The following is a 22,497-nucleotide window of genomic DNA, read 5'->3' on the forward strand; positions in this document are numbered from 1 at the left end:
CTGATCGTGCGCGAACCTGCTCTCGTCCCCCGGCTCCGGCCCTTCACCTCGACCGTCTTCGCCGAGATGACGGCGCTGGCCGTCCGGCACGACGCCGTCAACCTCGGCCAGGGCTTCCCGGACACCGACGGCCCGGCCGGCATGCTCGAAGCGGCGAAGAACGCCCTGTTCGGCGGGGCCAACCAGTACCCGCCGGGGCCCGGACGGCCCGAGCTGCGGGCCGCCATCGCGCGGCACCGGCGGCGGTACGGCACCGAGTACGACCCGGACACCGAGATCCTGGTCACCGCGGGCGCCACCGAGGCGATCACGGCGGCGTTGCTGGCCCTGACCGAGCCCGGTGACGAGGTGATCGTCATCGAGCCCTACTACGACTCCTACGCCGCCGCCGTCGCGATGGCGGGGGCCGAGCGCCGGGTCGTCAGCCTGGTCGAGGGCCCGGACGGCCGGTTCGGCCTCGACGTCGACGGCCTGCGCGCCGCCGTCACGCCGCGGACCCGGGCGATCCTGGTGAACTCACCGCACAACCCGACCGGGACCGTGTTCACCCGCGCCGAGCTGGAAGCGCTCGCGGCGCTGTGCGTCGAACGCGACCTCATCGCCGTCTGCGACGAGGTCTACGAGCACCTGGTCTTCGACGACGCGGAGCACATCCCGCTGGTGACGCTGCCCGGCATGCGGCCGCGGACGGTGAGCATCTCCAGTGCCGGCAAGACGTTCAACTGCACCGGCTGGAAGATCGGCTGGGTCTGCTCGACACCGGAGCTCGTCGCGGCGGTGAAGGCGGCGAAGCAGTTCATCACCTTCGTGTCGGGCGGACCGCTGCAGCCGGCCGTCGCCCACGCGCTCGACCACGAGCTGGCCTGGGTCGACGGCTTGCGCGAGTCGCTGCAGGAGAAGCGCGACCGGCTTTCGGCCGGGCTCGCGGACGCCGGGTTCACCGTCCGGCCGACGGCGGGGACCTATTTCGTCTGCGTCGACGTGCGGCCGCTCGGCTTCACCGACGCCGCCGAGCTGGCCTGGGAACTGCCCGGCCGGGTCGGGGTGGCCGCGGTGCCGGTGAAGGTCTTCACCGATCACCCGGACGAGTGGAAACACCTGCTGCGTTTCGCGTTCTGCAAGCGCAACGAGGTCATCGACGAAGCCATCACCCGATTGCGCAAACTGGTCTGATCACCGCGATCCGGCTGAGTAGACGCCGTTCCCGGCGCCGTACCGGGTGCCGCCCCGGTGCGGCCGGCGCGCCGGAGCCCGAACGGCCCGGGCCGCGCGTCCGCCACTTGCCGCTTCCGGTCGTCACTCTCCGCAATGACGACCGCTGCTCCCGCGACGGCATCGGTGGTCATGGGCGGGTCGGCGGGACGGGCTCCGCCTGGCGACCGTCCGGCGTGCCGGCCGCGCCGGGAGCCGCCGAGCCGAGGACTTCGTGATCACGGACCGCAGCCGGATCCCGGACCCGCTCGCGGAGCACAGTTTCGGTGCCGGGCAAGCGAAGCCGCGCCGGAACCCATTCGGCCCAGTGCCTGTCCCACCTCCCGGGTCGAATTCCGGTCGTGTGGCCGAAACCGCAGCGCGCGCACCGAGCGGAACCGACTCGACACAAAGCGCGTTCAGCGACACGGAAACATCAGGTCAACGCCCAAGCGTGCAAGTTGCAGAACTCGTCCGAATGGCCGTAAGAAAGCACCCGAACGGCACTGAGAGTGATCAACTCGTCGGCCGCAGTTGCGTTGCCCGGCCGGGCCGCTCGGGCCTACGGGCTGGATCGAACGCGGGAGAGATGAAAGACTCCGAGCGGTGCTAGAACGAGTGCAGCCCCGGGGGAACTGCGACCTGGCCGGAGAAAGACCCCAGCAAGAACAGGCTCGAGCGGAAATCGCGGAAGCCGCAGGCGCGGACGGTGGTGGTGGCGGTGAGCAGCACGGCGGACGCGCGCCGCGACGCTCCCGCGCGGCCTGCGCTCACCCGGGGTGAACCGGAAACCTCGTACGCGCGCGCACGCGCGCCGCGCCCGTGGACGGCCGCGCTGCAGCGGCCCGCCGCCAAGATCCTGGTCGCCGGCGGCCTGACCCTCGCGGGCTGGCTGCTCGGCGGCGCGCTGTCCGGCAGCACCGCATCGGCGGCCGAACGCCCGGTGTGCCCCGAGGCGCCCGTGGTCTCCACTGTGGACCATGCCGCGAAGCCGCTCTGGCACGCCAGGCACCGCAAGAACCACCACGAGAGCGGCGAGGGCACCTGCGCGGTGCGGCCGAAGACCGACAGCGCCGAGTCGCCGCAGGCGGACGAGCCGCAGGCGGACGAATCGTCCACCGCGGCCGAGACCACTCCGGAGACCACAAAGGACAGCCCGGCCGCTGAAGAACCGGCCACCACGCCGAGCAGCGCCACCGCCGAGCAGCCGGTCGGCACCTCCTCGGAAAGCACTTCCCCCGAAGAGCCCACGGCCACCACCAAGACCACTTCTCCGGCCGGCTCCACCGCCGAGGCACCGAAGGCCACGTCGTCCAGCGGAAACCTGCTCGGCAACCTCGTCGGCGGCACGCTCACGGCGGTCACCGGAGCGACCACAAAGGACACCGCCGCCGACTCGGCCCCCCAGGCCACTTCGTCCGGCGGTGGCCTGGTCGGCGGCCTCGTCGGCGGGCTCCTCGACGTGGTCGGCGGGACGCTTTCCACGGTCACCGACACCGTGGGCGCCGTCACCGGCACGCTCACCCACACCGTGCTCGCGCCGCTCACCCAGCCGCCCGCAGGCAACCCCGGCGCCCCCGTGCTGCTGCCGCTCGACGACCTCCTCGGCCCGGTGTTCAGCGGCGGCTCCAACTCCGGCGGCGTCGTCGCGACCGTGCCCGGTGTGACGACGGCCGTCGTCACCCAGGCTCCCGCTGCGGTGGTCTTCGAGACCGTCCCGGCCGCGGTCCCCACGACGACGGCGGCGGACGAGCAGCAGGTCACCCGGGTCGCGGTCGTGCGCCTCGTCGTCCGGCACGCGGAGTCGCTGCCGCCGGTCCACGAGCAGCCGCGCGACTCCGGCACCCGCGCCACGGGCGGCGGCAGCGACACCACGCCCGGCCTCCCCGGTGGCACCACGGCTCCGAGCGCGCCGGCTCCCACCGCGGCCCCGGGCCACGACGGCCCCGGCGGCGCCCGACACACCTTCGCCGTCCACACCGACGACGTCACCACCACGCAGCTCAAGCTGATCGGCACCAGCCGCGACCACGAAGTCGACGGCGCAGGCAGGGAAGCCGCCCTGCCGACCACCTCTCCCGACTGACCCCCGACCGGGCAGCCGGGGACAAATGCGCCCAAATCAAGGTCACCACGGTGCGCCCGCACGCCGTTGAGGCGTGACGTTTCCCCTGCTCCAGCACGGAATCCGTGGCTCTTTCACGTCTCGTGACGCCGGTAGCGCGTCCGACGTACCCCAGGGGCGAAACCATGCGACTGCACAGACTTTCCGACCGGCCGACCGCGCCCGGCCGGGTCGGATCCCGGTCCCGGCGCCGCGCTGCCCCCGCGGCGCCGGGACCCACACCGGGTGCGCTCCGGGAGCCCTTGCTCACCGCGCCGAGCGAGGACTCGCAGTACCGCGAGCGCACCTGAGCCGCCGGCTTCCCGGCACGTCGAGGGGCTGTGCCGGGAAGCCGCGGTACCCGCGAACGGGGTCACGTCCGTGAGCGGGTGTGTGGAACACGAACCGGTGCGCTGGATGCACATGAACGCCGCCCATCCCTGGGAGCAGGCTCGCATCCAGCGCACCGGTTCGTTCATGCGATGGGCGCGTCCAAGGAGGCCGGGGTGCCGCGGACGGACGCTTCGGCCGCGCTCAGCCGGCGGATCGCTTCGTCGATCCGGTCCGGCGGCAGCGAAAACGGCAGCCGGATCCAGCGCTCCAGCCCGCCGTGGACGCCGAAGCGCGAGCCCGGCGCCACCTGGACGCCGTGGCTCGCCGCCGCCACCGCCAGGCGCGAGCTCACCGGCTCCGGCATCCGGCACCACAGCGACAGGCCGCCGTCGGGCAGCGTGAACGTCCAGTCCGGCAGGTACCGGTGCACCGCGCCGGCCAGCGCGTCGCGGTAGCCGCGCAGCTCTTCGCGCCGCCGGTCCAGCAGGGTGTCGTCGGCCATCAGCTCGGTCAGCACGAGCTGCTCGAACACCGGTGATCCGAGGTCGACCGCGTAGCGCGCCGAAACCAGCCGGCCGAGCAGGTCCTCCGACGCGCGGATCCAGCCGAGCCGCAGCCCGCCCCAGTGCGTCTTCGACGCCGAGCCCACGCAGATGGCCAGGTCGCCGGCGAACGAAGCCAGCGGCGGCGGCCCGTGCCGGGGATCGCCCTCGAGGTCGAGCTCGACGAGCGTCTCGTCCACCACGACCGGTGTCCGGGCGCGAGCCAGCACGGTCCCGAGCCGGGAGCGGCCTTCGGCGTCCAGGCGCAGGCCGGTCGGGTTCTGGAAGTCGACGACCAGGTAGGCGAACCGCGGCGACGCCTGGCGCAGCGCCGCGTCGATCCCGGCGATGTCCCAGCCGCGCTCGCCGCTCGGGTCGAGGGCCACCGGCACCGGGATGGCGTGCGCCGCGCGGATCGCCTCCAGGGCGTTCGGGTACGTCGGCTGCTCCACCAGCACGCGGTCGCCGGGACCGGCGAGCATTCGCAGGACCAGGACGAACGCGTGGTGTGCGCCGTTGGTGACCATGACCTGCGCCGGCGTCGTCGGCAGCCCGCGCTCGGTGTAGCGCCGCGCGATCCGCTCGCGCAGGGCGAGCAGGCCGCTTTCCTGGTAGCCGTGGTCGCCGAGGTGGTCGGCGAGCCGGACGCGGGCCGTGTCGACCGCGGCGGCCATGCCGGGGATCGCGGGCGAAGACGCGTGGGTGAAGTCGATCGAGCCGTCGCCCGCCGGGGCGAGCGGGCCGCGGCGGCGCCGCCCGGGTGCGGCGATCCACGAGCCCGCGCCGCGGCGGCTCGCGACGAACCCGCTCTCCCGCAGCCGGTCCAGTGCCGCGCCGATCAACGTCCGGCTGGCGCCGAGCGCGTCGGCCAGCTCGCGCTCGGCGGGCAGCCGGGTGCCGAGCGGGAGCTGGCCGTCCAGCACCTGCAGCTCGATGGCCGCGGCGAGGTCGGCCGCGCCCTGCCGGGAGCCACCTTGCCGCCACGAGCCCAGCATGACGGCCAATCGTGGCCCTGAGATGCGTCCACCTAGTGGGAGACCCGGTTCCATAAGACCAATATCCCGGAATTGGCTATGGTTTACCAGTCCACTTCTCGTCGATAGTGGAGATGTGGCTCAGATCGATCTCCGGCCCGTCCGGATCACCCGTGACCCCGTCCGCCGCAGCGTCCAGTTGCTCGCGGGCCTCGCCCTCTACGGCACGAGCGTTGCCCTGCTGACCCGCGCGCACCTGGGCCTCGAGCCGTGGGGCGTGCTGGCCGAAGGCGTCATGAAGCACACCGGCCTGACGTTCGGCACGGTGACCGGCGTGATTTCGGTGGCCGTGCTGCTGCTGTGGATCCCGCTGCGCCAGCGGCCCGGGATCGGCACGGTGGCGAACGTCGTGGTCATCTCGGTGATGGTCGACGTCGTCCGCGCCTTCCTCCCGGACCAGCACGAGCTGGCGTGGCAGATCACGTTCCTGGTCGGCGGGGTCGCGCTCAACGGCTTCGCGACCGCCACCTACGTCGGCGCCCGGCTGGGCCCGGGAGCCCGCGACGGCCTGATGACCGGGCTCGCGGCGCGGACCGGCCGCTCGGTCCGGCTGGTGCGCACCGGCATCGAGGTCACCGTGGTCGCCGCCGGCTTCCTGCTCGGCGGGACCGTCGGCATCGGCACCCTGCTCTACGCACTGGCCATCGGGCCGCTGACCCAGGCGCTGCTGCCGCTGACCACGTGGCGCGAGCGGGCGGTCTAACCCGCTTTGCGCTGCTGGACCGCCCGGCGCAGCGTGAGGTAGTCCGCGCCGCGCCGGGCGAGCACGTCGTCGGTGCCGCGCTGCTGGGCCAGCGCGAGCAGGATGTGCTCCTGGCCGAGGTGCTTGTCGCCCAGCCGGGCGGCTTCCTTGAGGCTCAGCTCCAGGGTCTTCTTCGACTGCGCGGTGAAGGGGATGTGCCCGCGCTTGGCCGGGCCGAGCCGCCCGGCCAGCGCCCCTTCGCCGTGCGTCTGCTCGACGCGTTCGACGATCTGCTCGACGTCGATGCCGAACTCGGTGAGCGCCTCGGCGTCGGCGTCGCTCACGCCGCCACGGCGCCGGGTGCGGGCCAGTTCGGCCGCGATGTCGTCGGCGGACACGCCCAGCTCGGCGAGCACCGGAGCGCCGGTCTTCACCAGGCCGGCGAGCAGGTGGGCGGGCCGGATCTCCACCGAGCCGGACTGCCGCGCCACGATCTGCGCCTCGACGACCGCCATCCGGGCTTCGGCCGTGAACCTCTCGAACATCAGTGCCTCCCGTACTTCTTGTGCACGGCCTGCCGGCTGACCCCCAGCTCGGCGGCGATTTCCTGCCACGACCAGCCCTGCACCCGCGCGCTGCGGACCTGCACGGCCTCCAGTTGTTCCAGCAGCCGCCGGAGCGCGGCGACCGCGCGCAGCCCCACCCGGGGGTCGCGGTCACCGGCGCGGGCGGCCAAATCCGTCGCTTCCGTCATGGTTGTCAACCTACGTTGACATGGGTGGAGTTGTCAACTGTGGTTGACATGTCGTTGTCGGTTCCGGCTTCGGATCGGGGCAGTGGGGAGGTCTGGGTGGGGGGCGGGTTTGGGCGTCAGCGTCGCGTTCACGCCGGGGCTCTCCGGCTTACCCGGCCCCGGTCCGCCCACCCCACCCCGCTCAGCGCGAAGCCCCCGGACGGGCGACGTACAGTCGGGTGATGCCCGAGATCGCGATCGCCGAGCGGGCCGGGGTGGGCGCCGACGGCCACCCACGCCCCACCGAGGACCACGTCGTCGTGCTGGACAACGCGGTGCTCGTCCTCGACGGCGCCACTTCGTCGGATCCCTCGCAGCCCCCGGGCGGCTGGTACGCCGAACGCCTGGCCCGGCGCCTCGCCGAAGACCTCCGCGCGGCCCCGGAAGCCGACCTGACCGAGGTCCTGACCAGCGCAATCGCCGCCCTCACGGCCGAACACGCGTTGCGGCCGCAACGCTCGCCGTCGAGCACCGTCGCGGCCGTGCGGTGGCTCGAAGACCGGGTCGACGCGCTCGTGCTGGCCGACAGCCCGGTGGTCGGGTTCGGCGGCTTCGGCGTCGACGTCGTGTCGGACGACCGGCTGACCCGGCTGCGCAGGCGCGGGCTGCTCCAGACCGGCGCCGACGTCCGCCGTCGTCGCAACGCCCACGACGGCTTCTGGGTCGCCGAAGCCGATCCGGGCGCCGCCGCGCACTCGGTGCGGCGCAGCTGGCCGCGGGCCGACGTCGACGCGGTGCTGCTCGCCAGCGACGGCGTGTCCATCGGCGTCGACCAGTACGCGCTCTTCGGCTGGCGCGAGGTCCTGGCCGTCGCCCGCGCCGACGGGCCCGACGCCGTCCTGGACGCCGTCCGCACCGCCGAAAAGCAGGATCCGGACGGCGAGCGCTGGCCCCGGCCGAAGCGGCACGACGACCAGGCGCTCGTCCTCGTCGACTTCAATCAGGGGCTTAATCAGGGTCTTCCCTGATCACGGCGGTCGCGTTTCCGGCGACCCTGGACGCATGGGGACGGAAGCGGGGAAGCGGACGAGGCCGTGGCGGCTCGTCGCGGTCGCGGCGATCGGGTGGGGCCTGTTCACCGCCGTGGTGCTGCACGTGATCAGTTCGCGCAATCCGGTGTACGACACGCTGTCGAGCTACACGGTGACCGACCGCGGCGAAGGGATGCTCGCGGCGAGCGTGCTCTCGCTGGCCATCGGGTCGCTCGCCGTGCTCGGTGCGCTGCAGGTCGCCGACGTGCCGCTGTCGCGGACGACCCGGCTGCTGCTCGCGTTGTGGGCACTCGGGCTGGCCGCGGCCGCGATCTTCCCGGCCAGCTACCCCGAGGCGCCGGACCCGGTGAGCGGCGAGATCCACCTCTACGCGTGCCTGGTCGCGTTCTGCAGCTTGCCCGGCGCGGCGATCTCGCTGCTGGAGCCGCTGCGGGGCCGCCCGGAACGCGTCGCGCTGGTCCGGGCGATCCGGCTGACCGCGGGGGCGTTCGTGCTCTTCGCCCTGAGCTTCGTGTTCGTGCGGCTGAGCGAAGCCGACGTGACGCCGTTCCGCGCGATCTCCGACGCCTTCCCGATCGGCGTCACGCAGCGGCTGCTGCTGCTCGCCGACGTCGTGCTGCTGGGAACCCTGCTGTGGCTGTCGACCCGGCTGGAGTCAGCCTTCGACGGCCGCGGCGAATTCGGGCGCGTAGCCGTACAGGCCGGGCATGCCGCCGGTGTGCAGGAACACCACGTGGTCGTCCGGGGCGAAGTGGCCGGCCCATTCGACCAGCGCGGCGGCCACTTTGCCGGTGTAGACCGGATCGAGCACCACCCCCTCGGTGCGGCCGAAGAGCCGTAGGGCGTCCCAGACGGCGTCGGTCGGGATGCCGTAGCCGGGGCCGAGGGTGGAATCGCCCAGTCGCGCGTGCGTGAAGGGCGGCGGTTCGACGCCGAGGAGCTTGGCCGCGCCGCCGACGAGGTCACGGAGGTTTTCCGTGGCCTCGTCGAGCGGGTGGCTGACGCAGGCGATGCCGACGCCGAGGCCGCCGAGCAGCCCGGCGGCCAGCGTCACGCCGGCCGCGGTGCCGCCGCTCGCGTGCGGGACGACGAGGTGAGCCCGCTCCACACCGCGTTCTTCCAGCTGCTTCGCCAGTTCGTGCGTGGCGCGGACGTAACCGAGCGCGCCGAGGTCGTTGGAGCCGCCGACCGGAACGGTGAAGACCTTCCGGCCCTCCTTCTGCGCTTCGGCGACCAGGCGGTCGTAGGTGCGGCCGGTCTCCTCGCCGTCGGCGCAGACGTGCACGGTCGCGCCGAAGAGCCGGTCGAGGGGGAGGTTGCCGCCGCGTTCGTACGCCTCGCCGTCGCGCGGGACCTTGGCGGTGAGCACGAGTTCGCAGCGCAGGCCGAGCTTCGCGCACGCGGCGGCGGTCTGCCGGCCGTGGTTGGTCTGGAGCGCGCCGAACGTGATCACGGTGTCCGCGCCGGCTTCCTGGGCCGCACCCAAGTGGTACTCGAGCTTGCGGAGCTTGTTGCCGCCGGCGCCGAGCGGGTGCACGTCGTCGCGCTTCAACCAGAGGTTCCGCAGGCCGAGGGCTTCGCCGAGCCGGGGTGCCTCGTGCAGCGGGGTCGGCCAGCCACCCAGGTCGACGCGGGGGATCGCGGCCAGCGCGGCGTCGGGGAATCCGGCGAAGTCGAACGTCATCGGCCCTCCAGGCTCGGCTTTCTAACCACTATAGGGGGTTAAGCACCTGGAAGCGGAGCTCGGTGACCGGCCCGACCTCGCGCACGCCGGTCCGCCGGAGCGTGACGCCGTCGAGCTCGGGGTCGCCGAACAGCGGCAGCCCGGCACCCAGCAGCACCGGAGCGATCAGGACGTGCAGCTCGTCGGCCAGCCCGGCTCGCACGGCCTGCCGGACCACGCTCGCGCCGATCACCTTGACCGCCCGCTCCCCCGCCGCCGCCCGCGCCTGCTTGACCGCCGAAGCGATCCCGTCGGTCACGAAGGTGAAGGTGAGGTGCTCGTTCTCGGCTGGCAGCACCGCCGGCGGGGTGTGCGTGACGACGAAGATCGGGACCTGGAACTCGTAGTTGCCGGCGTACCAGTCCGGGTCCTCCGCCATGTCGAACGACCGGCGGCCGAGGACGACCGCGCCCGTCTCCCTGATCAGGCCGGTCATCCACTCGCTGCCGCTCGACGCGGCGGGGTCGGACAGCCGGGCCGTGCCGCCGTCGCGGTCGGCGACGAAGCCGTCCAGCGACATGCTCATCCTCGCGTGCACCGTGGCCATGGGTTCTCCTCACGTAGTCGTTGGCGAGGTAGACGTCCGGGCCCCCGGAAACTCATCGGTGCTGGCCGAAGACCGCCGGTATCCGGTAACGTTCGTTCGAACGAACGAGAACCTTCGGGGGCCGCCATGACCGCCACGAGCCTCGACTTCACGGGCCTCGCCGCCCAGGCCGCGCAGCTGGCCGCGGGTGAAATCACCTCCGCCGAGCTCACCGCGGCCGCGCTCGGGCGCGCCCACGCGAGCCAGGCCACGCTCAACGCCTTCCGATACCTGCGCGACGACGAAGCCCTCGCCGAGGCGGCGGACGCGGACCGGCGGCTCGCTGCCGGAGACCGCGCGCCGCTGCTCGGCGTCCCGATCGCGATCAAGGACGACGTCGACCTCACCGGCCTGCCCACTTCCTTCGGCTGCGTGGGCGAATTCCCGTGCGCGACGGCCGACGCCCCCGCCGTCGCGCTGCTGCGCGAGGCCGGAGCTGTGATCATCGGTAAGACGAACACCCCCGAGCTGGGCCAGTGGCCGTTCACCGAGGGCCCGGCCTTCGGCGTGACGCGCAACCCGTGGCACCCCGGCCACACCCCCGGGGGTTCTTCGGGCGGGAGCGCGGCCGCGGTGGCGTCGGGGGTCATCGCGGCCGCGCTCGGGTCCGACGGCGCCGGCTCGGTGCGCATCCCGGCCGCGTGGACCGGGCTGGTCGGCATCAAGACCCAGCGCGGGCGGATCCCGACCGGCGGCGAGCTGTTCCACGGCCTCACCGTGCTCGGCCCGCTGGCCCGCACGACCGAGGACGCCGCCCTGCTGCTCGACGCGGCGGCGGGCGCTCCCGGCGTGTTCCGCGCGGCGGCGGCACGCGAGCCCGGGAAGCTGCGGATCGGGCTGTCGACGCGGATCCCGTTCACCGCCACGAAGACCCGGCTCGACCCGGTCGTCGACGCCGCCGTCCGGCGGCTCGCCGAGTCCCTCGCCGGGCTGGGGCACGAGATCGTCGAGGTCGAGCCGGACTACGGGCTGATCGGGCTGACGTTCCTGCCGCGGTCGCTCACCGGGGTCCGCGACTGGACGCTGCGGGTGCCCGACCGGACCGGGCTCGACCCGCGCACGCGCAGCAACGCCGGCCACGGTCGCCTGCTGGCCGGCCCCGCGCTGCGGCTGGCCCGCGCGCTCGAGCCGGGCCTGCACCGGCGGATCGGCTCGGTGTTCGGCCGCGTCGACGTGCTGCTGACACCGACCACCGCCACTCCGCCGCCTGCCGTCGGCACGTTCGACGGGCTGTCCGGCTGGGAGACCGACCAGGCCATGATCGCCGCCTGCCCGTACGCTTGGCCGTGGAACGTGCTGGGCTGGCCGGGGGTCAACGTCCCGGCCGGGCAGACGGCGGACGGGTTGCCGCTCGGCGCGCAGCTGCTCGGCCCGTCGCACGCCGAGGAGCGGCTGATTTCGCTTGCCGCGCAACTGGAAGAGGTCGAACGGTGGCCGGAGCGGCATCCCGCGACAAGCTGGTGAGCACCCGCGAGGCCATCCTGCGCGGCGCGCTGACCGTCGTCGGCGAACACGGCGTCGGCGGGCTGACGAACCGCCGGATCGTCGCCGCGGCCGGCGTCTCGCTCGGCACGCTGACCTACCACTTCCCGAGCCAGACGGCGTTGCTGCGCGAGGCGATGCTGCTGTTCGCCGAGGAGGAGACGGCGAAGCTCGGCGCGATCGTCGACGGCTACCGGTCGGCGGGGCTTTCGGTCGAAGAGGCGGCCTCGGTGGTGGAGCACGTGATCGCGCAGCTGCCGTTCGGCGCCGACGAGCTGGGCGCGCACGAGCTGTACCTGCAAGCGGCTCGCGATCCGGAACTGCATGAAGCGTCTTCGCGCTGCTTCGCGGCGTACGACGAGCTGGCCGTGACGATCCTGGCGGCGTTGGGCGTCCCGGAGCCCGCGCGGCTGGCCGGGCCGGTGGTTGCGCTGATCGCGGGGTTGCAGCTGCGGCGGCTGGCGACGGGTGAGACGGACACGCCGGTGGCCGAGCCGTTGATGATGCTGATCCGCGGGGCTTGATGACCCGGCCGATCGTCCGCGGCACGGCGGCGTGGAAGTACTTCGGCGACTTCCGCGACGCGCTCCTGGCCGAGCAGGTGCTCGTGCTGCAGGTGGCGCACCCGGTCGTCGCGGCGGGCGTGCGTGATCATTCGGACTACACGTCGGACCCGTGGACGCGGCTGATGCGGACGGTGGCGTCGCTGTCGATCTACGTCTACGGCGGTGTCGCGGGCGCGCGGGTGGAAGCCGCGCGGCTGCGGTCGTTGCACCGGACGTTCACGGGTGTGGCGGACGGGCGCCGGTACAGCGCACTGGATCCTTCGGCGTATGCGTGGGTACACGCGACGTTGGTGAAGGCTCCGGTTGACGCGCAACGGTTCTTCGGCCGACCACTGTCCACATCGGAGCTTGCGGAGTACTACGCGCAGATGTGTGGTGTCGGGCGCCTGCTGGGCGTCCGTGAGCGCGACCTGCCGCCGGACTGGGCGGCGTTCGAGCGGTACTACGACGAGATGGTGGCGGGTTTCGGGAAGAATCCGACGATCCAGACGCTCCTCGAGACGATCCGGACGGTGGCGAAGCCGGTGAAGTGGTTCCCGGATGCGTGGTGGGAGCGGTTGCGGCGGGGGCAGATGTTGTTGGTGCGGGCCACTTTGCCGCTTTCACTGCGGGAGGCGCTGGGTTTGCCGTGGACGGAAGAGGACCAGCGGCGCTTCTCGCGGTTCGCCAGGGCCGTGCGGCTGGTGAGCACACCGATCCCGGCCGGCGCGCGGACGGCGCCCATGCGGTGGGTCGGAAAGCTCAACGTCTGGTTCCGCGCGCACCCGCGGGTGTACGACCGGCTGATCGGCGGCAACGGCCCCGGCTCCCATCCCCGCGCCCGAAGGCGGAACTCGCGCGCCTGAAAGCGGAACTCGCGTGATGGGGGGCGCATCTCACGTGACTGGGGAGCGATCTCGCGTGATTGGAAAGGCATCACTCGTGATCGGAAGGGCATCTCGCGTGATTAGAGGGGCATCTTGCGTGATTGGGGGGGGCGGCACGCGGGGGTGGGCGGGTCAGTCGCGGGCGAGGGTTCGGGCGTAGTGGGCTCGGGCCTTGGCGCGGTTGCCGCAGCGGGACATCGAGCACCACTGGCGGTTGCGGCGGGGTGAGGCGTCGCAGAAGCGCTGGCCGCAGTCGTCCGCCGCGCAGATTCGGACCTCCGCGTCGCTCGTGGCCAGGTCGATCGCGTCCGCCGCCAGCGCCGCGAACGCCGCCGCCACCGGGTCCTTCGGGGCCGGGACCTCGCGCCGCAGCACGCCGTCCACCAGCGTCAGGCGCGGCGGGGGTGCCGGGGCCGACGCCGCCGCGTTGTTGACCAGCTCGACGTCCATCTTCGACAGTTCCTCCGGCGGCAGCAGCACGCGGTCGATCGCCTCCCGCAGCGCCTTCGCCGCGAGCACGTTGCCCGCGGTCACCGGGACCGGGCCCGTCGTGAACCCCGCCAGCGAAAGCCACTCGGCCAGCGCGTCCGGGCCGGTCAGCAGCTCCACGCCCTCCTCGTGCCGGCTGCGCATCGTGTTGACGAGGTCGAGGCACGGCCGTCCGCCGTCGAAGACCCATTCCATGTCCGTCATTCTAACCCTTGAAGACAGTTAGAAGCAGCGCTACTGTCTAACCCCATGAACCGGTTAGATACCATGGCCACCGTGAACGGCATCCGCGTCCACTACCTCCGCGCCGGCGACGGCCCGCCGCTGTTCCTGCTGCACGGCTGGCCGCAGACGTCGCACTGCTGGCACAAGGTCCTGGCCCCGCTGGCCGAGACGCACACCGTGATCGCCCCCGACCTGCGCGGCTACGGCCGCACGGACAAGCCGAAAGAGGGCTACGACAAGCGCACGATGGCCGCCGACGTCGCCGCCCTCGCCGAGCACCTCGGCTTCGCGAAGGTCGCCGTCGCCGGGCACGACCGCGGCGGCCGCGTCGCCCACCGCTGGGCCCTCGACCGCCCGGACCAGGTCGAACGCCTGGCCGTGCTGGACATCGCCCCGACCCGCGCGATGTGGCAGCGCATGGACACCGGCATCGCCAAGGCGTACTGGCACTGGCTCTTCCACCTCCAGCCCGACCTGCCGGAACTCCTCGCCGGGCAGGACATCGCCGCCTACCTCGGCTACTTCTTCGAACGCTGGACCTACCAGCGCCACGCCCTCGACGCCGACGCGCAGGCCGAGTACGTCCGCGCCTTCTCCCAGCCCGGGGCCCTCAGGGCCGGCTTCGACGACTACCGCGCCTCCTTCCCCGACGACGCCGAGCTCGACGACGCCGACTTCGCCGCCGGAAAGCGCGTCACCCAGCCCCTGCTCGCCCTCTGGGGCGCGAACGGCCTGCTCGGCACCCTCCCGACGCTCGACATCTGGCGGGAGTACGCCGACGACGTCACCGGCGAAGCCCTCGCCGAGTGCGGCCACTTCCTCCCCGAGGAGCAACCCGGTGCCGTGGTCGCCCACCTGCGCAAATTCCTCGATCCCTGAGATACCCCGGGCCCAGAGTCCCCCGACCTGGGGACCGGCGTTCCCTCGCCGCCGTGACGCCCGCCACCGGTCACACCGGTTAGGTTCGTTCCACGATGGGAAGCAAATCGAAAGCCGCACTGCTGATGCTGCTGGCCGCACTGGGGATCGTGGCCGGTGGCGGCACCGCGCACGCCGACGGCGCACCGAGCGGCGCCGACGTCCAGGTCGCCCAGACGCTCGGCGCGCGCGAACTCACCGTGATCATCCGGCGCGTCGACACCACACCGTCGCCGCTGCGGGTCGACGTCGTGACGCACCAGGGCACCGCGCCCGGCACGCTCCACCTGTCCGTCGCGGCCGACGGCGTCCCGAGTTCGCGCGCGGACGTCGTCCTCGGCGCCGCACCCGCTGTGTACCCGGGAAATCTCCAAGTCGACAAACCGGGGCCGTGGGAACTCCAGCTGAGCGACGACGCCGGGCAGAACGCCACGATCCCGTTCATCGTGCCCGCCCGGGTGGTCCCGCCGTGGGAGAAGGCGACCTACGGCGGGTTCGTCGCGGCGGGCGCGTTCCTGCTCATCGCCCTGATCGTCGGCGTGCGGGCCAGGCGGACCGCGTACGCGCTCATTCCGGGCGCCGGCGTGGTCGCCGCGATCGCCGTCGCCGCCACCGGTGCGCTGCTGTCGGCGAACACTCCCCCGCCACCGGCACCCGGGAGCCGGCTGGATCCGACGTTCGACAACGTCACCGACCCGTACGCGAACGCTCGGCTGTCCACAGTGGATTACTCACGGCCGCCGGTGAACCTCGCCGTCCGCGACGAGCACAACGAGCTCGAGCTGCGCCTCACCGACGGCGCCACCGGCCGTCCGGTGGACGACCTGCTGGTCCACGACAACGCCCTCGTGCACCTGGTGCTGGTCTCGCCGTCCGGCCGGCTGAGCCACCTGCACCCGGTGCGCGTCGGCTCCGGCGACTACCGCGTCCGCCTCGCCGATCCGGAAGCGGGCACGTACGCGGTCGCCGCCGAACTCGCCCGGCGCGGTGGCGGGGTCCAGCTGGTTCGGTCCACAGTGGACGTCGACGGTACCGCTGCCCCCGCACCCGAACCACCCGGCGCCGGACCGCGGACGATCGACGGCACCCCGGTCGACCTCACCATCGGTATCGGGACGCCGACCACGATCACCGCGCACTTCCCCGCCCAGGACCTCCAGCCGTGGCTGGGCATGCTCGGCCACCTGATCATCACCGGCCCGATCACCGGTCCCGTCGGCGAAAGCGCCGCGAAGGCACCCACGTGGGCGCACGTCCACGCGATGGTCCCGCCGGTCGCGGGGCAAGTCGACCGTCCTGATGAGACGGTCGCCGCCTACGGTCCGGACGTCAGCTTCACCTACACCTTCGCCGAGCCCGGCCGGTACCGGATCTGGCTGCAGGCCGAACGCGGCTACCGGGTGCTCACCGTGCCCGCCGTGGTCGACGTCCCGACGATAGGAGCCGGCCGGTGAAACGCCCGACGATGCTGATCGCCGTTGTCGCCCTGGTCGTCGCGGCCGGTGCCGCGTGGTTGCTCTGGGGTGGCGGCGGCGCGAAACCCACGGCCCAGCAGGCGGTTTCGGGCCCGTACACCGTCCAGTTCTCCGCGGAGCAGCCCCGCGTCGGCGCCAACACGTTCGCGGTGGCGGTGACCGGGCCCGCGCCCGAAGCCGTCACGGTCGCGCCGGTCATGGCGCAGATGGGGCACGCGCTCGCGCCGGTGCCCGCCGGGCCGGACGGCCCCGGCCGCTTCCGCGCCGCGGACGTCGGGCTGCCAATGGCCGGGCAGTGGGAGATCACCGTTTCGCTGCGCGGCCCCGGCGGGCCCGCGCAGGTCGTCTTTCCCGTGTTGGTCAAGTAAAGGAGGGGGCATGGATCTCACCGCATCCGGCGTGCGCAGCACGTCGGTGACGAAACAGGCGCGAACCGGGTTGCTGCCCGCGAACGTCGTGCTCGGCGGGTCGCTGCTGTCGCTGGTCGGGCTCACCTGGGACATCCAGTGGCACGACGACGTCGGGCCGGACACGTTCTTCACGCTGCCGCACCTGTTCCTGTACGCGGGCAGCGCGGTCGTCGGGCTGGCGAGCCTCGCCGTCGTGCTGCTGACGACGGCGGCGCGGCGTGCGGGACGGCCGGTCGACCCGCGCATCGGCGGACGCGTGGTCAACGTGTTCGGCAGGACGTTCGCGGCCCCGCTGGGCTACCTGGTCTCCGGTGTCGGCGCGGCGACCTTCCTGCTGTACGGCCTGTGGGACCAGTGGTGGCACGGGCTCTACGGTTTCGACGCGGTCATCGATTCGCCGCCGCACATCGGGCTGCTGCTGTCGATCACGGTGTCGCTCATCGGTACGACCGCGGTGTTCGCCGCGGCGCGGGAGCACCGCTGGGGCCGGCTCGGCACGCTGGCGTCGCTGACCGTGCTGCTCACCTTCGGGCCGGTGCTGGCGCTGGGGTTGCAGCAGGTGCCCGACGACTACGCCGACGCCGTCGCGATCGGGACGTCGATGATGGCAGTGCTGCTGGTGGCCGTCGGCGCCGGGTTCGCCCGCCGTCCGGGCGGGGCGGTGGGCACCGCGGCGCTGGTCGCGGCCGTGCAGGCGGTGTTCTGGTGGTTCTCGCCGTGGGCGGCGCAGGCGTACGCCGACCTGGTCGGCCTGCCGCTGCGGGACGCGGTTTCCGGGGTACCGGCGATGCCGTCGCTGACGCCGATGGCGCTGCTGCCGGTGGCCGCGCTGATGGAGCTGGGCTACCTCGCCGGCCGGCGGCGCGGGTGGCGCGCGGGACGCGTTTCGGTGGTCGTCGGCGGGATCGCCGGGCTGCTGCTCGGGTTGAGCCTTCCGGTGCAGCGGACGCTGCTCTACACCGGCGCGCACCTGCCGCCGGCCTGGTACCTCATGACGACCGCGGTGCTCAGCGGTCTGCTCGGGCTGCTCGGCGGGTTCGCCGGGTGGCGGTTCGGCGGGATGCTGTGCCTGCTGACGCCCGCGAAGAAGGGGGAAACCGCTGATGCGTAAGAGCTTGCTCGCCCTGGCCGCGGTCGCCGGGCTGCTGTTCACCACGGCCGGGACGGCGAACGCCTACGAGCCGGTCAACATCGTGCACACCGAACGGGTGCAGGCCGGGCCGTACGGGCTGACCGTCGGGTTCAGCACCTGGCCGCTGAAGGCCATGCAGTCGCTGGACTTCACCTTCATCCCGGACGGCGGGATCGAGGGCAAGTCCGGCACCCTCGCCATGTCCGGCCCCGACGGCGCCCAGCGCCGGGCTCAGCCGCTGGTCCGGCACCCGCGCAAGCGCGAGGTGTGGGGACTCGACGTCCGGTCGATGCCGCGCCCGGGCGACTGGACGTTCCGCTTCACCGTCAACGGCCCCGCCGGCTCCGGCACCGGCGAGCTGCGCGCGCTGCCGGTGCTGGACCAGCCGGGGCCGCCGATGGCCTTGAGCTGGGCGATCAGCACGCTGCCGCTGATCGGGCTCGTGGTGCTCGTCGTGGTGGCCTGGCGCCGGACCCGCGGCCGGCTGCGAGGCGGTGAGCTTCCGGCAATCGGGTGAGATTCCCCTCACATCGGCCACCCAGGCGTATCCCGGCGGCCGCGAAGGCCTCCTTCACCGTAGAGAGCGGGGAAGGGGGCCTTCACCATTTGTCTTCCGCGGCGTGGTCCGGACTTCCGGTGATCATGATCACCGGACGGCGGTCAGGCGGGCAGGTCGAACTGCCCGGCCTTGACGGCGATCAGGAACGCTTCCCACTCGGCGGTGTCGAACACGAAGACCGGGCTGGTCGCGAGCTTGGTGTCCCGGACACCGATCAGGCCGTCGCGGCCCAGGTTGACCTCGACGCAGCTGCCGCCGTTGGGCTCGCTGGCGAACGACTTCTCCCAGGCGGCCTCTTCGAACAGGGTCACGGCCGTGTTCGGATCGTAATCCGCGAACGACGGATAATCCGCCATGGGTCGTACCTCCGAGGATCGATGGGCGGCGCGGTCGTGACCTGGTCGAAGGCACCCGCTCCCGGCTACTCAGTGTCTCAATGGAGCAAGTCACAGGGCCAAGCGGGTGATCAACTGGGTACGGCCTCGACATGAAGATTATTCCAGGAGTAGGATTAATCGCATCGGCCGGGGCCGCAGGCGTCGGTGAATGACTGCCTGCTCGCGGCGGGCGGTCGTCGACGCGGGCCGAAGTGCAGAAACGACGCTGAAGTGTTGCACCGGCTCAGTGTCGAAGAGACCAGAACCGAGCCAAACCACCGCAGGACCTCATGGGGGAGGAACAGCGTGATCGTCGAGGAAGCTGCGCCACCCGGCGCGCTCACCGTGACCAGGCTGGTCCGGACCGAAGCACCGCGACGAGAGCTGGGGGTGTAGACGAATGGCCGTCCGGGTGAACTCGCTCTTCCGGCGAGAGGACGAAGAACACCGTGGCCGCCGCGGCATCGGGAACGAGCTGCGGAACCGCTTCGGCTTCAGCCTGATCCAGGCACCACTGCGCAAGACCACGACCTGGGCGACGGACCAGGACCTCCCGCTGCGGCGCCACGCCGACGGGGTCCGGACCACCCGCCCGCTGGAAGCCGCGATCGACCTGACGCCGCTGATGCGCGGCCGGATCGGCTCGCGCGCCTGAACCTGTTGCACACCGCGAAAGAGCCCCGGTTTCCTGCGGAACCGGGGCTCTTGCCCTGCGGGGCTACGGTTTCCGGAGCAGCAGGCAGCCGTGCCGCATCGGCCGCTCCCCCGCGCCCGGCTCGCGGTACACCCGGCCCACCTCGGTGAGGCCCGCCGCGGCCGCGAGCCCGGCCAGTTCGTCCAGCGGCCAGCTGTAGGCCGTCGTCACCTTGTGGTCGAACGACGTCAGCGGTCCGCCGCCGGATTCGAAGCACCCCAACAGAACGTGACCACCGGACGCCGACATTCGGGCGAATTCGGCGAAGTACCCCGGCAGCTCCGCCGGCGGCGTGTGGATCAGCGAGTACCACGACAGGATCCCGGCAAGCGACGCGTCCGGCAGGTCCAGCTCCGCCATCGAGCCGACCTCGAACCGCAGGCCGGGATGGGCCGCCCGGGCGAGGGAGATCATCGCCGGGGACAGGTCGACGCCGAACGCGTCCAGCCCGAGGGAACGCAGGTGCGCGGTCAGGTGCCCGGGCCCGCAGCCGAGGTCGGCGACCGGGCCGCGCCCGCGGACGGAGTCCGCGAACGCCGTCCACACCGCGCGTTCCAGCGGGTGCTTGTCCCAGACCTCGGCGGCGAATTCCGCGTACTGGACGGCGACCGCGTCGTAGGCGGCGGCCGTCACGGCTTGCGGCCGAGGCCGCAGAGGTGGCCGACGAACGCCGGGTCGTTCGCGAGCTTCTTCGTGGCCTTGGACTCGATCTCCTCCGGGTGCCACTCCGGGAGGTAGACGATGCCCGGCTCGACCAGCTCCAGCCCTTCGAAGAACGACGTGAACTCGGCCCGGCTCCGCAGGGTCAGCGGCGTGCTGGACTTGTTGTACTGCTTCATGATCGTCTCGCGGCTGTCCGCGTCGGCCATCTCGTGCAGGTCGTCGTCGGTCAGGTGGGAGGACAGGAAGTACGAGCCGGACGGCAGGAGCGACAGGTACTTCCGGATGGTCTGGGCCACCGGCTCGTCGGCGCCGAGGAAGTAGAGGACGCCGACCATGATCAGGCCGATCGGGCGGTTCGGGTCGAGGACGCCGGTGTCGAGCGCGCGCTTCCAGATGTCGGCCGGGTCGCGCAGGTCGCCCTGCAGCACCGCGTGCCGCCCCGCGACGCCTTCCTGTTCCAGCAGGATCTGGGAGTGCGCCACGGCGACCGGCTCGTTGTCGACGTACACGCACCGGGCGTCCGGGTTGACCTCCGTCGCGACCTCGTGGACGTTGCCGACCGTCGGGACGCCGGAGCCGAGGTCGAGGAACTGGTCGATGCCGTTGCGCGCCAGGTAGCGCACGCCGCGGCCGAGGAAGTCGCGGCCGGCGCGCGCGACGGTCTTGATCATCGGGAAGGTCTTGACCGCCTGCTCCCCGAACTGCCGGTCGATGGCCCAGTTGGCGTCGCCGCCGAGGAACCAGTCGTAGATGCGGGCCGCGTTCGGCCGCTCCAGGTCCACGCCTTCAGGGGCTTCGGGGTCCTGCGTCGTCATTGCGTCCTCCAGGCTTGCGGCCGACACCGCCGACCACGCTCGCGAGGGGGACCGTGGCGGCGCCGGGCTCCGGGCGCCACTCTCCCACAGGCACGATCCCGGGCTCGACGACGTCGAAGGTACCGAAGAACGCGGCGATCTCGTCGAGGGACCGGGAAACCGCGGGCGAACTCGACCGCTCGGACAGCTTCACGAGCTTCCGGATCTGCTCCAGTTCTTCGCCTTCGACGCCGGACTCGGTCGCGTGCGAAAGCACGTACGCCGATCCGGGCGCCAAGAGCGTCCGGTAGTCGCGGATGGCTTCGCGGACGCCGGTGACGTCCGGCAGGAAGTGCAGCACCGCCACGGTCAGCAGGCAGATCGGCCGGTCCGGGTCGAGCACGCCGGTGGCCAGCGCGGCTTCCCAGACCTCGCAGGCGTCGCGGAGGTCGGCGTGCAGCACGGCGTGGCGCTCGGGGTCGCCTGCCTCCTCGAGCAGCATCCGCCCGTGCGCCACGGCCACCGGCTCGTTGTCGACGTAGACGCACCGGCTGTCGTCGGCGTAGTCGTCGGCGACCTCGTGCACGTTGCCCGCGGTCGGGATGCCGGAGCCGAGGTCGAGGAACTGCGTGATGCCTTCGGAAAGGCAGTAGCGCACGGCCCGGCCGAGGAAGTCGCGGTTGCTGCGGGCCAGCGTTTTCGCCAGCGGGAACGCCTGCACGGCCTGCTCCCCGAACTGCCGGTCGATGGCCCAGTTCGCGGTGCCGCCGAGGGCCCAGTCGTAGATGCGCGCGATGTTCGGCCGGTCGAGGTCGATGACGTCGGGGAGGAAGTCGGGGTCCACGATGTCCACTTCCGGTGGATTCAAGCGCAACAGACCGACTCTACCGAAAGTTGTTCACAGGCCGGGACGGTTCGGGCCGCCATTCGCCCTATTGGAGCTGCTGCATCTGCGCGCGGTAACCCTCCGCGAGCTCCTTGAGGAACTGCCGGGTCTCCTGGCGCTCGAGAGCGGCTCCGCGCAGCCTGTCCCACGAGTCGACGAAGATGTTGAAGTCCTTGACGTCGTCGAGGTACAGCCCGCCGGCGGAGTGCTCGATGTAGACGAAGTCCCGCGTGCGGTCCGGGAACCGCATGATCGTGAAGTCGTTGGGCACCGCGGCCAGGCGCGCGCCGAACGGCAGTACGTGCACGTACACGCGCGGGTGCTTCTCGAGGGACAGCAGGTGCTCGACCTGGTCGAGCATCACCGCGGGCGCGTACCCGCCCGGTGCCCGGCGCAGCGCGCCTTCGCTGATGATGAAGCGGTAGTAGGGCGGCTGCTGCTGCTCGAACACCGCCTTGCGGTCGAGGCGGTTGCGGACCAGCGACGTCACGTCCGTCGCGCCGGCCTCGGTGAACTGCTTGAGCATGTAGTGCTCGGACTGCAGCGGGCCCGGGATGCGCTCACCGTGCCAGGTGAGGATCTCCGCGGCCGCGGGTTCCAGGTCGGTGAAGGTGCGGAACCAGTGCGGCACCACCGAGCGGTAGCCGGACCAGTGGCCGCGCTGTCCGGCCGCGGCCCGGGCCAGGTTCATCAGCGTGTCGGCCTCTTCGCCGTTGATCCCGAACGCGTTCAGCATCGATCGCACATCCCCGAGCTTCACCCCGACGGCACCGGACTCGATCTTGTTGACCTTGCCCTGGGTGCAGCCGAGAACCTCGGCGACCTGCTGCTGTGTCATCCGCGCCGCGGTGCGGGCATGCCGGAGCTCGTTCCCGAGCTGCTTCCGGCGCGAGGTGACGGTGCTGGCCATCGCCCTGCTCTCCCGGACCACTACCAAGCGACGACGGCCACCGGCCGCCGTCGCACGCGAACTATCGAACC

General features: G+C 72.2%; 24 protein-coding genes and 1 pseudogene. 14 read left to right on the forward strand and 11 right to left on the reverse strand.

Annotated elements, in window-relative coordinates:
* The first annotated feature begins 6 nt into the window (after positions 1–6).
* Together IE317_RS20255 and IE317_RS20260 are read left to right on the forward strand one after the other, a co-directional pair.
* Positions 7–1,173 (forward strand): pyridoxal phosphate-dependent aminotransferase, encoded by a 1,167-nt coding sequence (locus tag IE317_RS20255; RefSeq protein ID WP_191312340.1) that lies wholly within the window; start codon positions 7–9, stop codon positions 1,171–1,173.
* Between the two features lie 739 nt (positions 1,174–1,912).
* Complete coding sequence (locus IE317_RS20260) at positions 1,913–3,277, forward strand: hypothetical protein (RefSeq protein ID WP_229902808.1); 1,365 nt, start codon at positions 1,913–1,915, stop codon at positions 3,275–3,277.
* A 493-nt stretch (positions 3,278–3,770) separates the two neighbouring features.
* Here IE317_RS20260 and yczR read toward each other — a convergent pair whose 3' ends face one another.
* Positions 3,771–5,219 carry a MocR-like transcription factor YczR gene (gene yczR / locus IE317_RS20265; RefSeq protein ID WP_191312344.1) on the reverse strand — a complete coding sequence of 483 codons (1,449 nt, stop codon included), beginning with the start codon at positions 5,217–5,219 and terminating at the stop codon, positions 3,771–3,773.
* A 61-nt stretch (positions 5,220–5,280) separates the two neighbouring features.
* Between yczR and yczE the strand changes: the two genes are divergently transcribed.
* Positions 5,281–5,907, forward strand: coding sequence for a membrane protein YczE (gene yczE / locus IE317_RS20270; protein ID WP_191312347.1), 627 nt, complete (start codon positions 5,281–5,283; stop codon positions 5,905–5,907).
* On the opposite strand, the gene IE317_RS20275 is transcribed toward yczE, so the two are convergent.
* Together IE317_RS20275 and IE317_RS20280 are read right to left on the reverse strand one after the other, a co-directional pair.
* Positions 5,904–6,431: a Clp protease N-terminal domain-containing protein gene (locus tag IE317_RS20275; RefSeq protein ID WP_191312349.1), complete on the reverse strand. Its 528-nt coding sequence runs from the start codon at positions 6,429–6,431 to the stop codon at positions 5,904–5,906. The two genes, yczE and IE317_RS20275, sit on opposite strands and share 4 nt — an antisense overlap.
* Positions 6,431–6,640, reverse strand: coding sequence for a sigma factor-like helix-turn-helix DNA-binding protein (locus IE317_RS20280; protein WP_014154112.1), 210 nt, complete (start codon positions 6,638–6,640; stop codon positions 6,431–6,433). The genes IE317_RS20275 and IE317_RS20280 overlap by 1 nt, the downstream gene beginning before the upstream one ends.
* A gap of 221 nt (positions 6,641–6,861) precedes the next feature.
* Between IE317_RS20280 and IE317_RS20285 the strand changes: the two genes are divergently transcribed.
* Positions 6,862–7,647, forward strand: coding sequence for a protein phosphatase 2C domain-containing protein (locus IE317_RS20285; protein ID WP_191312351.1), 786 nt, complete (start codon positions 6,862–6,864; stop codon positions 7,645–7,647).
* A gap of 34 nt (positions 7,648–7,681) precedes the next feature.
* A pseudogene (locus tag IE317_RS20290) lies at positions 7,682–8,248 on the forward strand (DUF998 domain-containing protein); the annotation flags it as partial.
* A gap of 78 nt (positions 8,249–8,326) precedes the next feature.
* Here IE317_RS20290 and IE317_RS20295 read toward each other — a convergent pair.
* Both IE317_RS20295 and IE317_RS20300 read right to left on the reverse strand, forming a co-directional pair.
* Positions 8,327–9,355: a D-cysteine desulfhydrase family protein gene (locus IE317_RS20295; protein WP_191312352.1), complete on the reverse strand. Its 1,029-nt coding sequence runs from the start codon at positions 9,353–9,355 to the stop codon at positions 8,327–8,329.
* A 28-nt stretch (positions 9,356–9,383) separates the two neighbouring features.
* Entirely contained in the window at positions 9,384–9,941 is a 558-nt protein-coding gene (locus IE317_RS20300; RefSeq protein ID WP_191312354.1) for a dihydrofolate reductase family protein, read from the reverse strand.
* 126 nt (positions 9,942–10,067) lie between these two features.
* Between IE317_RS20300 and IE317_RS20305 the strand changes: the two genes are divergently transcribed.
* The 3 genes from IE317_RS20305 to IE317_RS20315 are packed head-to-tail and all read left to right on the forward strand — an operon-like array spanning position 10,068 to position 12,873.
* Positions 10,068–11,444, forward strand: a complete 1,377-nt coding sequence (locus IE317_RS20305) for an amidase (RefSeq protein WP_191312356.1) — start codon at positions 10,068–10,070, stop codon at positions 11,442–11,444.
* Positions 11,411–11,986 carry a TetR/AcrR family transcriptional regulator gene (locus IE317_RS20310; protein ID WP_191312358.1) on the forward strand — a complete coding sequence of 192 codons (576 nt, stop codon included), beginning with the start codon at positions 11,411–11,413 and terminating at the stop codon, positions 11,984–11,986. The genes IE317_RS20305 and IE317_RS20310 overlap by 34 nt, the downstream gene beginning before the upstream one ends.
* A complete protein-coding gene (locus tag IE317_RS20315) occupies positions 11,986–12,873 on the forward strand; it encodes an oxygenase MpaB family protein (RefSeq protein ID WP_191312360.1) in 888 nt (295 codons plus the stop codon). The genes IE317_RS20310 and IE317_RS20315 overlap by 1 nt, the downstream gene beginning before the upstream one ends.
* Before the next feature lie 153 nt (positions 12,874–13,026).
* Here the strand turns inward: IE317_RS20315 and IE317_RS20320 are convergent, their stop codons facing one another.
* Positions 13,027–13,578: a CGNR zinc finger domain-containing protein gene (locus IE317_RS20320; RefSeq protein ID WP_191312362.1), complete on the reverse strand. Its 552-nt coding sequence runs from the start codon at positions 13,576–13,578 to the stop codon at positions 13,027–13,029.
* Between the two features lie 72 nt (positions 13,579–13,650).
* Here IE317_RS20320 and IE317_RS20325 point away from each other — a divergent pair, with 72 nt between their 5' ends.
* From IE317_RS20325 to IE317_RS20345, 5 genes are all read left to right on the forward strand, one after another.
* Positions 13,651–14,487, forward strand: coding sequence for an alpha/beta fold hydrolase (locus IE317_RS20325; protein ID WP_373309084.1), 837 nt, complete (start codon positions 13,651–13,653; stop codon positions 14,485–14,487).
* A 95-nt stretch (positions 14,488–14,582) separates the two neighbouring features.
* The gene (locus IE317_RS20330) at positions 14,583–15,980 is read left to right on the forward strand and encodes a hypothetical protein (protein WP_191312366.1); all 1,398 of its coding nucleotides are present in this window, start codon (positions 14,583–14,585) and stop codon (positions 15,978–15,980) included.
* Positions 15,977–16,369, forward strand: coding sequence for a FixH family protein (locus IE317_RS20335; protein WP_191312368.1), 393 nt, complete (start codon positions 15,977–15,979; stop codon positions 16,367–16,369). The genes IE317_RS20330 and IE317_RS20335 overlap by 4 nt, the downstream gene beginning before the upstream one ends.
* A gap of 10 nt (positions 16,370–16,379) precedes the next feature.
* Entirely contained in the window at positions 16,380–17,522 is a 1,143-nt protein-coding gene (locus IE317_RS20340) for a hypothetical protein (RefSeq protein ID WP_191312371.1), read from the forward strand.
* The gene (locus IE317_RS20345; RefSeq protein ID WP_191312372.1) at positions 17,515–18,060 is read left to right on the forward strand and encodes a hypothetical protein; all 546 of its coding nucleotides are present in this window, start codon (positions 17,515–17,517) and stop codon (positions 18,058–18,060) included. The genes IE317_RS20340 and IE317_RS20345 overlap by 8 nt, the downstream gene beginning before the upstream one ends.
* Positions 18,061–18,203: 143 nt before the next feature.
* Here the strand turns inward: IE317_RS20345 and IE317_RS20350 are convergent, their stop codons facing one another.
* Positions 18,204–18,458 (reverse strand): DUF397 domain-containing protein, encoded by a 255-nt coding sequence (locus tag IE317_RS20350; RefSeq protein WP_043788437.1) that lies wholly within the window; start codon positions 18,456–18,458, stop codon positions 18,204–18,206.
* A gap of 421 nt (positions 18,459–18,879) precedes the next feature.
* On the opposite strand from IE317_RS20350, the gene IE317_RS20355 reads away from it, so the two are divergent.
* Positions 18,880–19,134 carry a hypothetical protein gene (locus IE317_RS20355; RefSeq protein ID WP_191312374.1) on the forward strand — a complete coding sequence of 85 codons (255 nt, stop codon included), beginning with the start codon at positions 18,880–18,882 and terminating at the stop codon, positions 19,132–19,134.
* A gap of 63 nt (positions 19,135–19,197) precedes the next feature.
* Here IE317_RS20355 and IE317_RS20360 read toward each other — a convergent pair whose 3' ends face one another.
* The 4 genes from IE317_RS20360 to IE317_RS20375 all read right to left on the reverse strand — a co-directional run bounded on the left by IE317_RS20360 (position 19,198) and on the right by IE317_RS20375 (position 22,426).
* Complete coding sequence (locus IE317_RS20360) at positions 19,198–19,806, reverse strand: class I SAM-dependent methyltransferase (RefSeq protein WP_191312376.1); 609 nt, start codon at positions 19,804–19,806, stop codon at positions 19,198–19,200.
* Entirely contained in the window at positions 19,803–20,651 is an 849-nt protein-coding gene (locus IE317_RS20365; RefSeq protein WP_191312378.1) for an SAM-dependent methyltransferase, read from the reverse strand. The genes IE317_RS20360 and IE317_RS20365 overlap by 4 nt, the downstream gene beginning before the upstream one ends.
* Positions 20,623–21,474: an SAM-dependent methyltransferase gene (locus IE317_RS20370; RefSeq protein WP_191312564.1), complete on the reverse strand. Its 852-nt coding sequence runs from the start codon at positions 21,472–21,474 to the stop codon at positions 20,623–20,625. The genes IE317_RS20365 and IE317_RS20370 overlap by 29 nt, the downstream gene beginning before the upstream one ends.
* Positions 21,475–21,562: 88 nt before the next feature.
* Complete coding sequence (locus tag IE317_RS20375; protein ID WP_013222333.1) at positions 21,563–22,426, reverse strand: helix-turn-helix domain-containing protein; 864 nt, start codon at positions 22,424–22,426, stop codon at positions 21,563–21,565.
* Positions 22,427–22,497: the final 71 nt, after the last annotated feature.

This window comes from Amycolatopsis bullii (assembly GCF_014654205.1).
Lineage (GTDB): Bacteria > Actinomycetota > Actinomycetes > Mycobacteriales > Pseudonocardiaceae > Amycolatopsis > Amycolatopsis plumensis.

Excerpts from the sequence above, each read along its gene's own strand:
- yczR (WP_191312344.1), bottom strand. The coding sequence starts at position 5,219 with ATGGAACCGGGTCTCCCACTAGGTGGACGCATCTCAGGGCCACGATTG.
- IE317_RS20275 (WP_191312349.1), bottom strand. The coding sequence starts at position 6,431 with ATGTTCGAGAGGTTCACGGCCGAAGCCCGGATGGCGGTCGTCGAGGCG.
- IE317_RS20280 (WP_014154112.1), bottom strand. The coding sequence starts at position 6,640 with ATGACGGAAGCGACGGATTTGGCCGCCCGCGCCGGTGACCGCGACCCC.
- IE317_RS20285 (WP_191312351.1), top strand. The coding sequence starts at position 6,862 with ATGCCCGAGATCGCGATCGCCGAGCGGGCCGGGGTGGGCGCCGACGGC.
- IE317_RS20295 (WP_191312352.1), bottom strand. The coding sequence starts at position 9,355 with ATGACGTTCGACTTCGCCGGATTCCCCGACGCCGCGCTGGCCGCGATC.
- IE317_RS20300 (WP_191312354.1), bottom strand. The coding sequence starts at position 9,941 with ATGGCCACGGTGCACGCGAGGATGAGCATGTCGCTGGACGGCTTCGTC.
- IE317_RS20305 (WP_191312356.1), top strand. The coding sequence starts at position 10,068 with ATGACCGCCACGAGCCTCGACTTCACGGGCCTCGCCGCCCAGGCCGCG.
- IE317_RS20315 (WP_191312360.1), top strand. The coding sequence starts at position 11,986 with ATGACCCGGCCGATCGTCCGCGGCACGGCGGCGTGGAAGTACTTCGGC.
- IE317_RS20320 (WP_191312362.1), bottom strand. The coding sequence starts at position 13,578 with ATGGAATGGGTCTTCGACGGCGGACGGCCGTGCCTCGACCTCGTCAAC.
- IE317_RS20325 (WP_373309084.1), top strand. The coding sequence starts at position 13,651 with ATGGCCACCGTGAACGGCATCCGCGTCCACTACCTCCGCGCCGGCGAC.
- IE317_RS20330 (WP_191312366.1), top strand. The coding sequence starts at position 14,583 with ATGGGAAGCAAATCGAAAGCCGCACTGCTGATGCTGCTGGCCGCACTG.
- IE317_RS20340 (WP_191312371.1), top strand. The coding sequence starts at position 16,380 with ATGGATCTCACCGCATCCGGCGTGCGCAGCACGTCGGTGACGAAACAG.
- IE317_RS20345 (WP_191312372.1), top strand. The coding sequence starts at position 17,515 with ATGCGTAAGAGCTTGCTCGCCCTGGCCGCGGTCGCCGGGCTGCTGTTC.
- IE317_RS20350 (WP_043788437.1), bottom strand. The coding sequence starts at position 18,458 with ATGGCGGATTATCCGTCGTTCGCGGATTACGATCCGAACACGGCCGTG.
- IE317_RS20355 (WP_191312374.1), top strand. The coding sequence starts at position 18,880 with ATGGCCGTCCGGGTGAACTCGCTCTTCCGGCGAGAGGACGAAGAACAC.
- IE317_RS20365 (WP_191312378.1), bottom strand. The coding sequence starts at position 20,651 with ATGACGACGCAGGACCCCGAAGCCCCTGAAGGCGTGGACCTGGAGCGG.
- IE317_RS20375 (WP_013222333.1), bottom strand. The coding sequence starts at position 22,426 with ATGGCCAGCACCGTCACCTCGCGCCGGAAGCAGCTCGGGAACGAGCTC.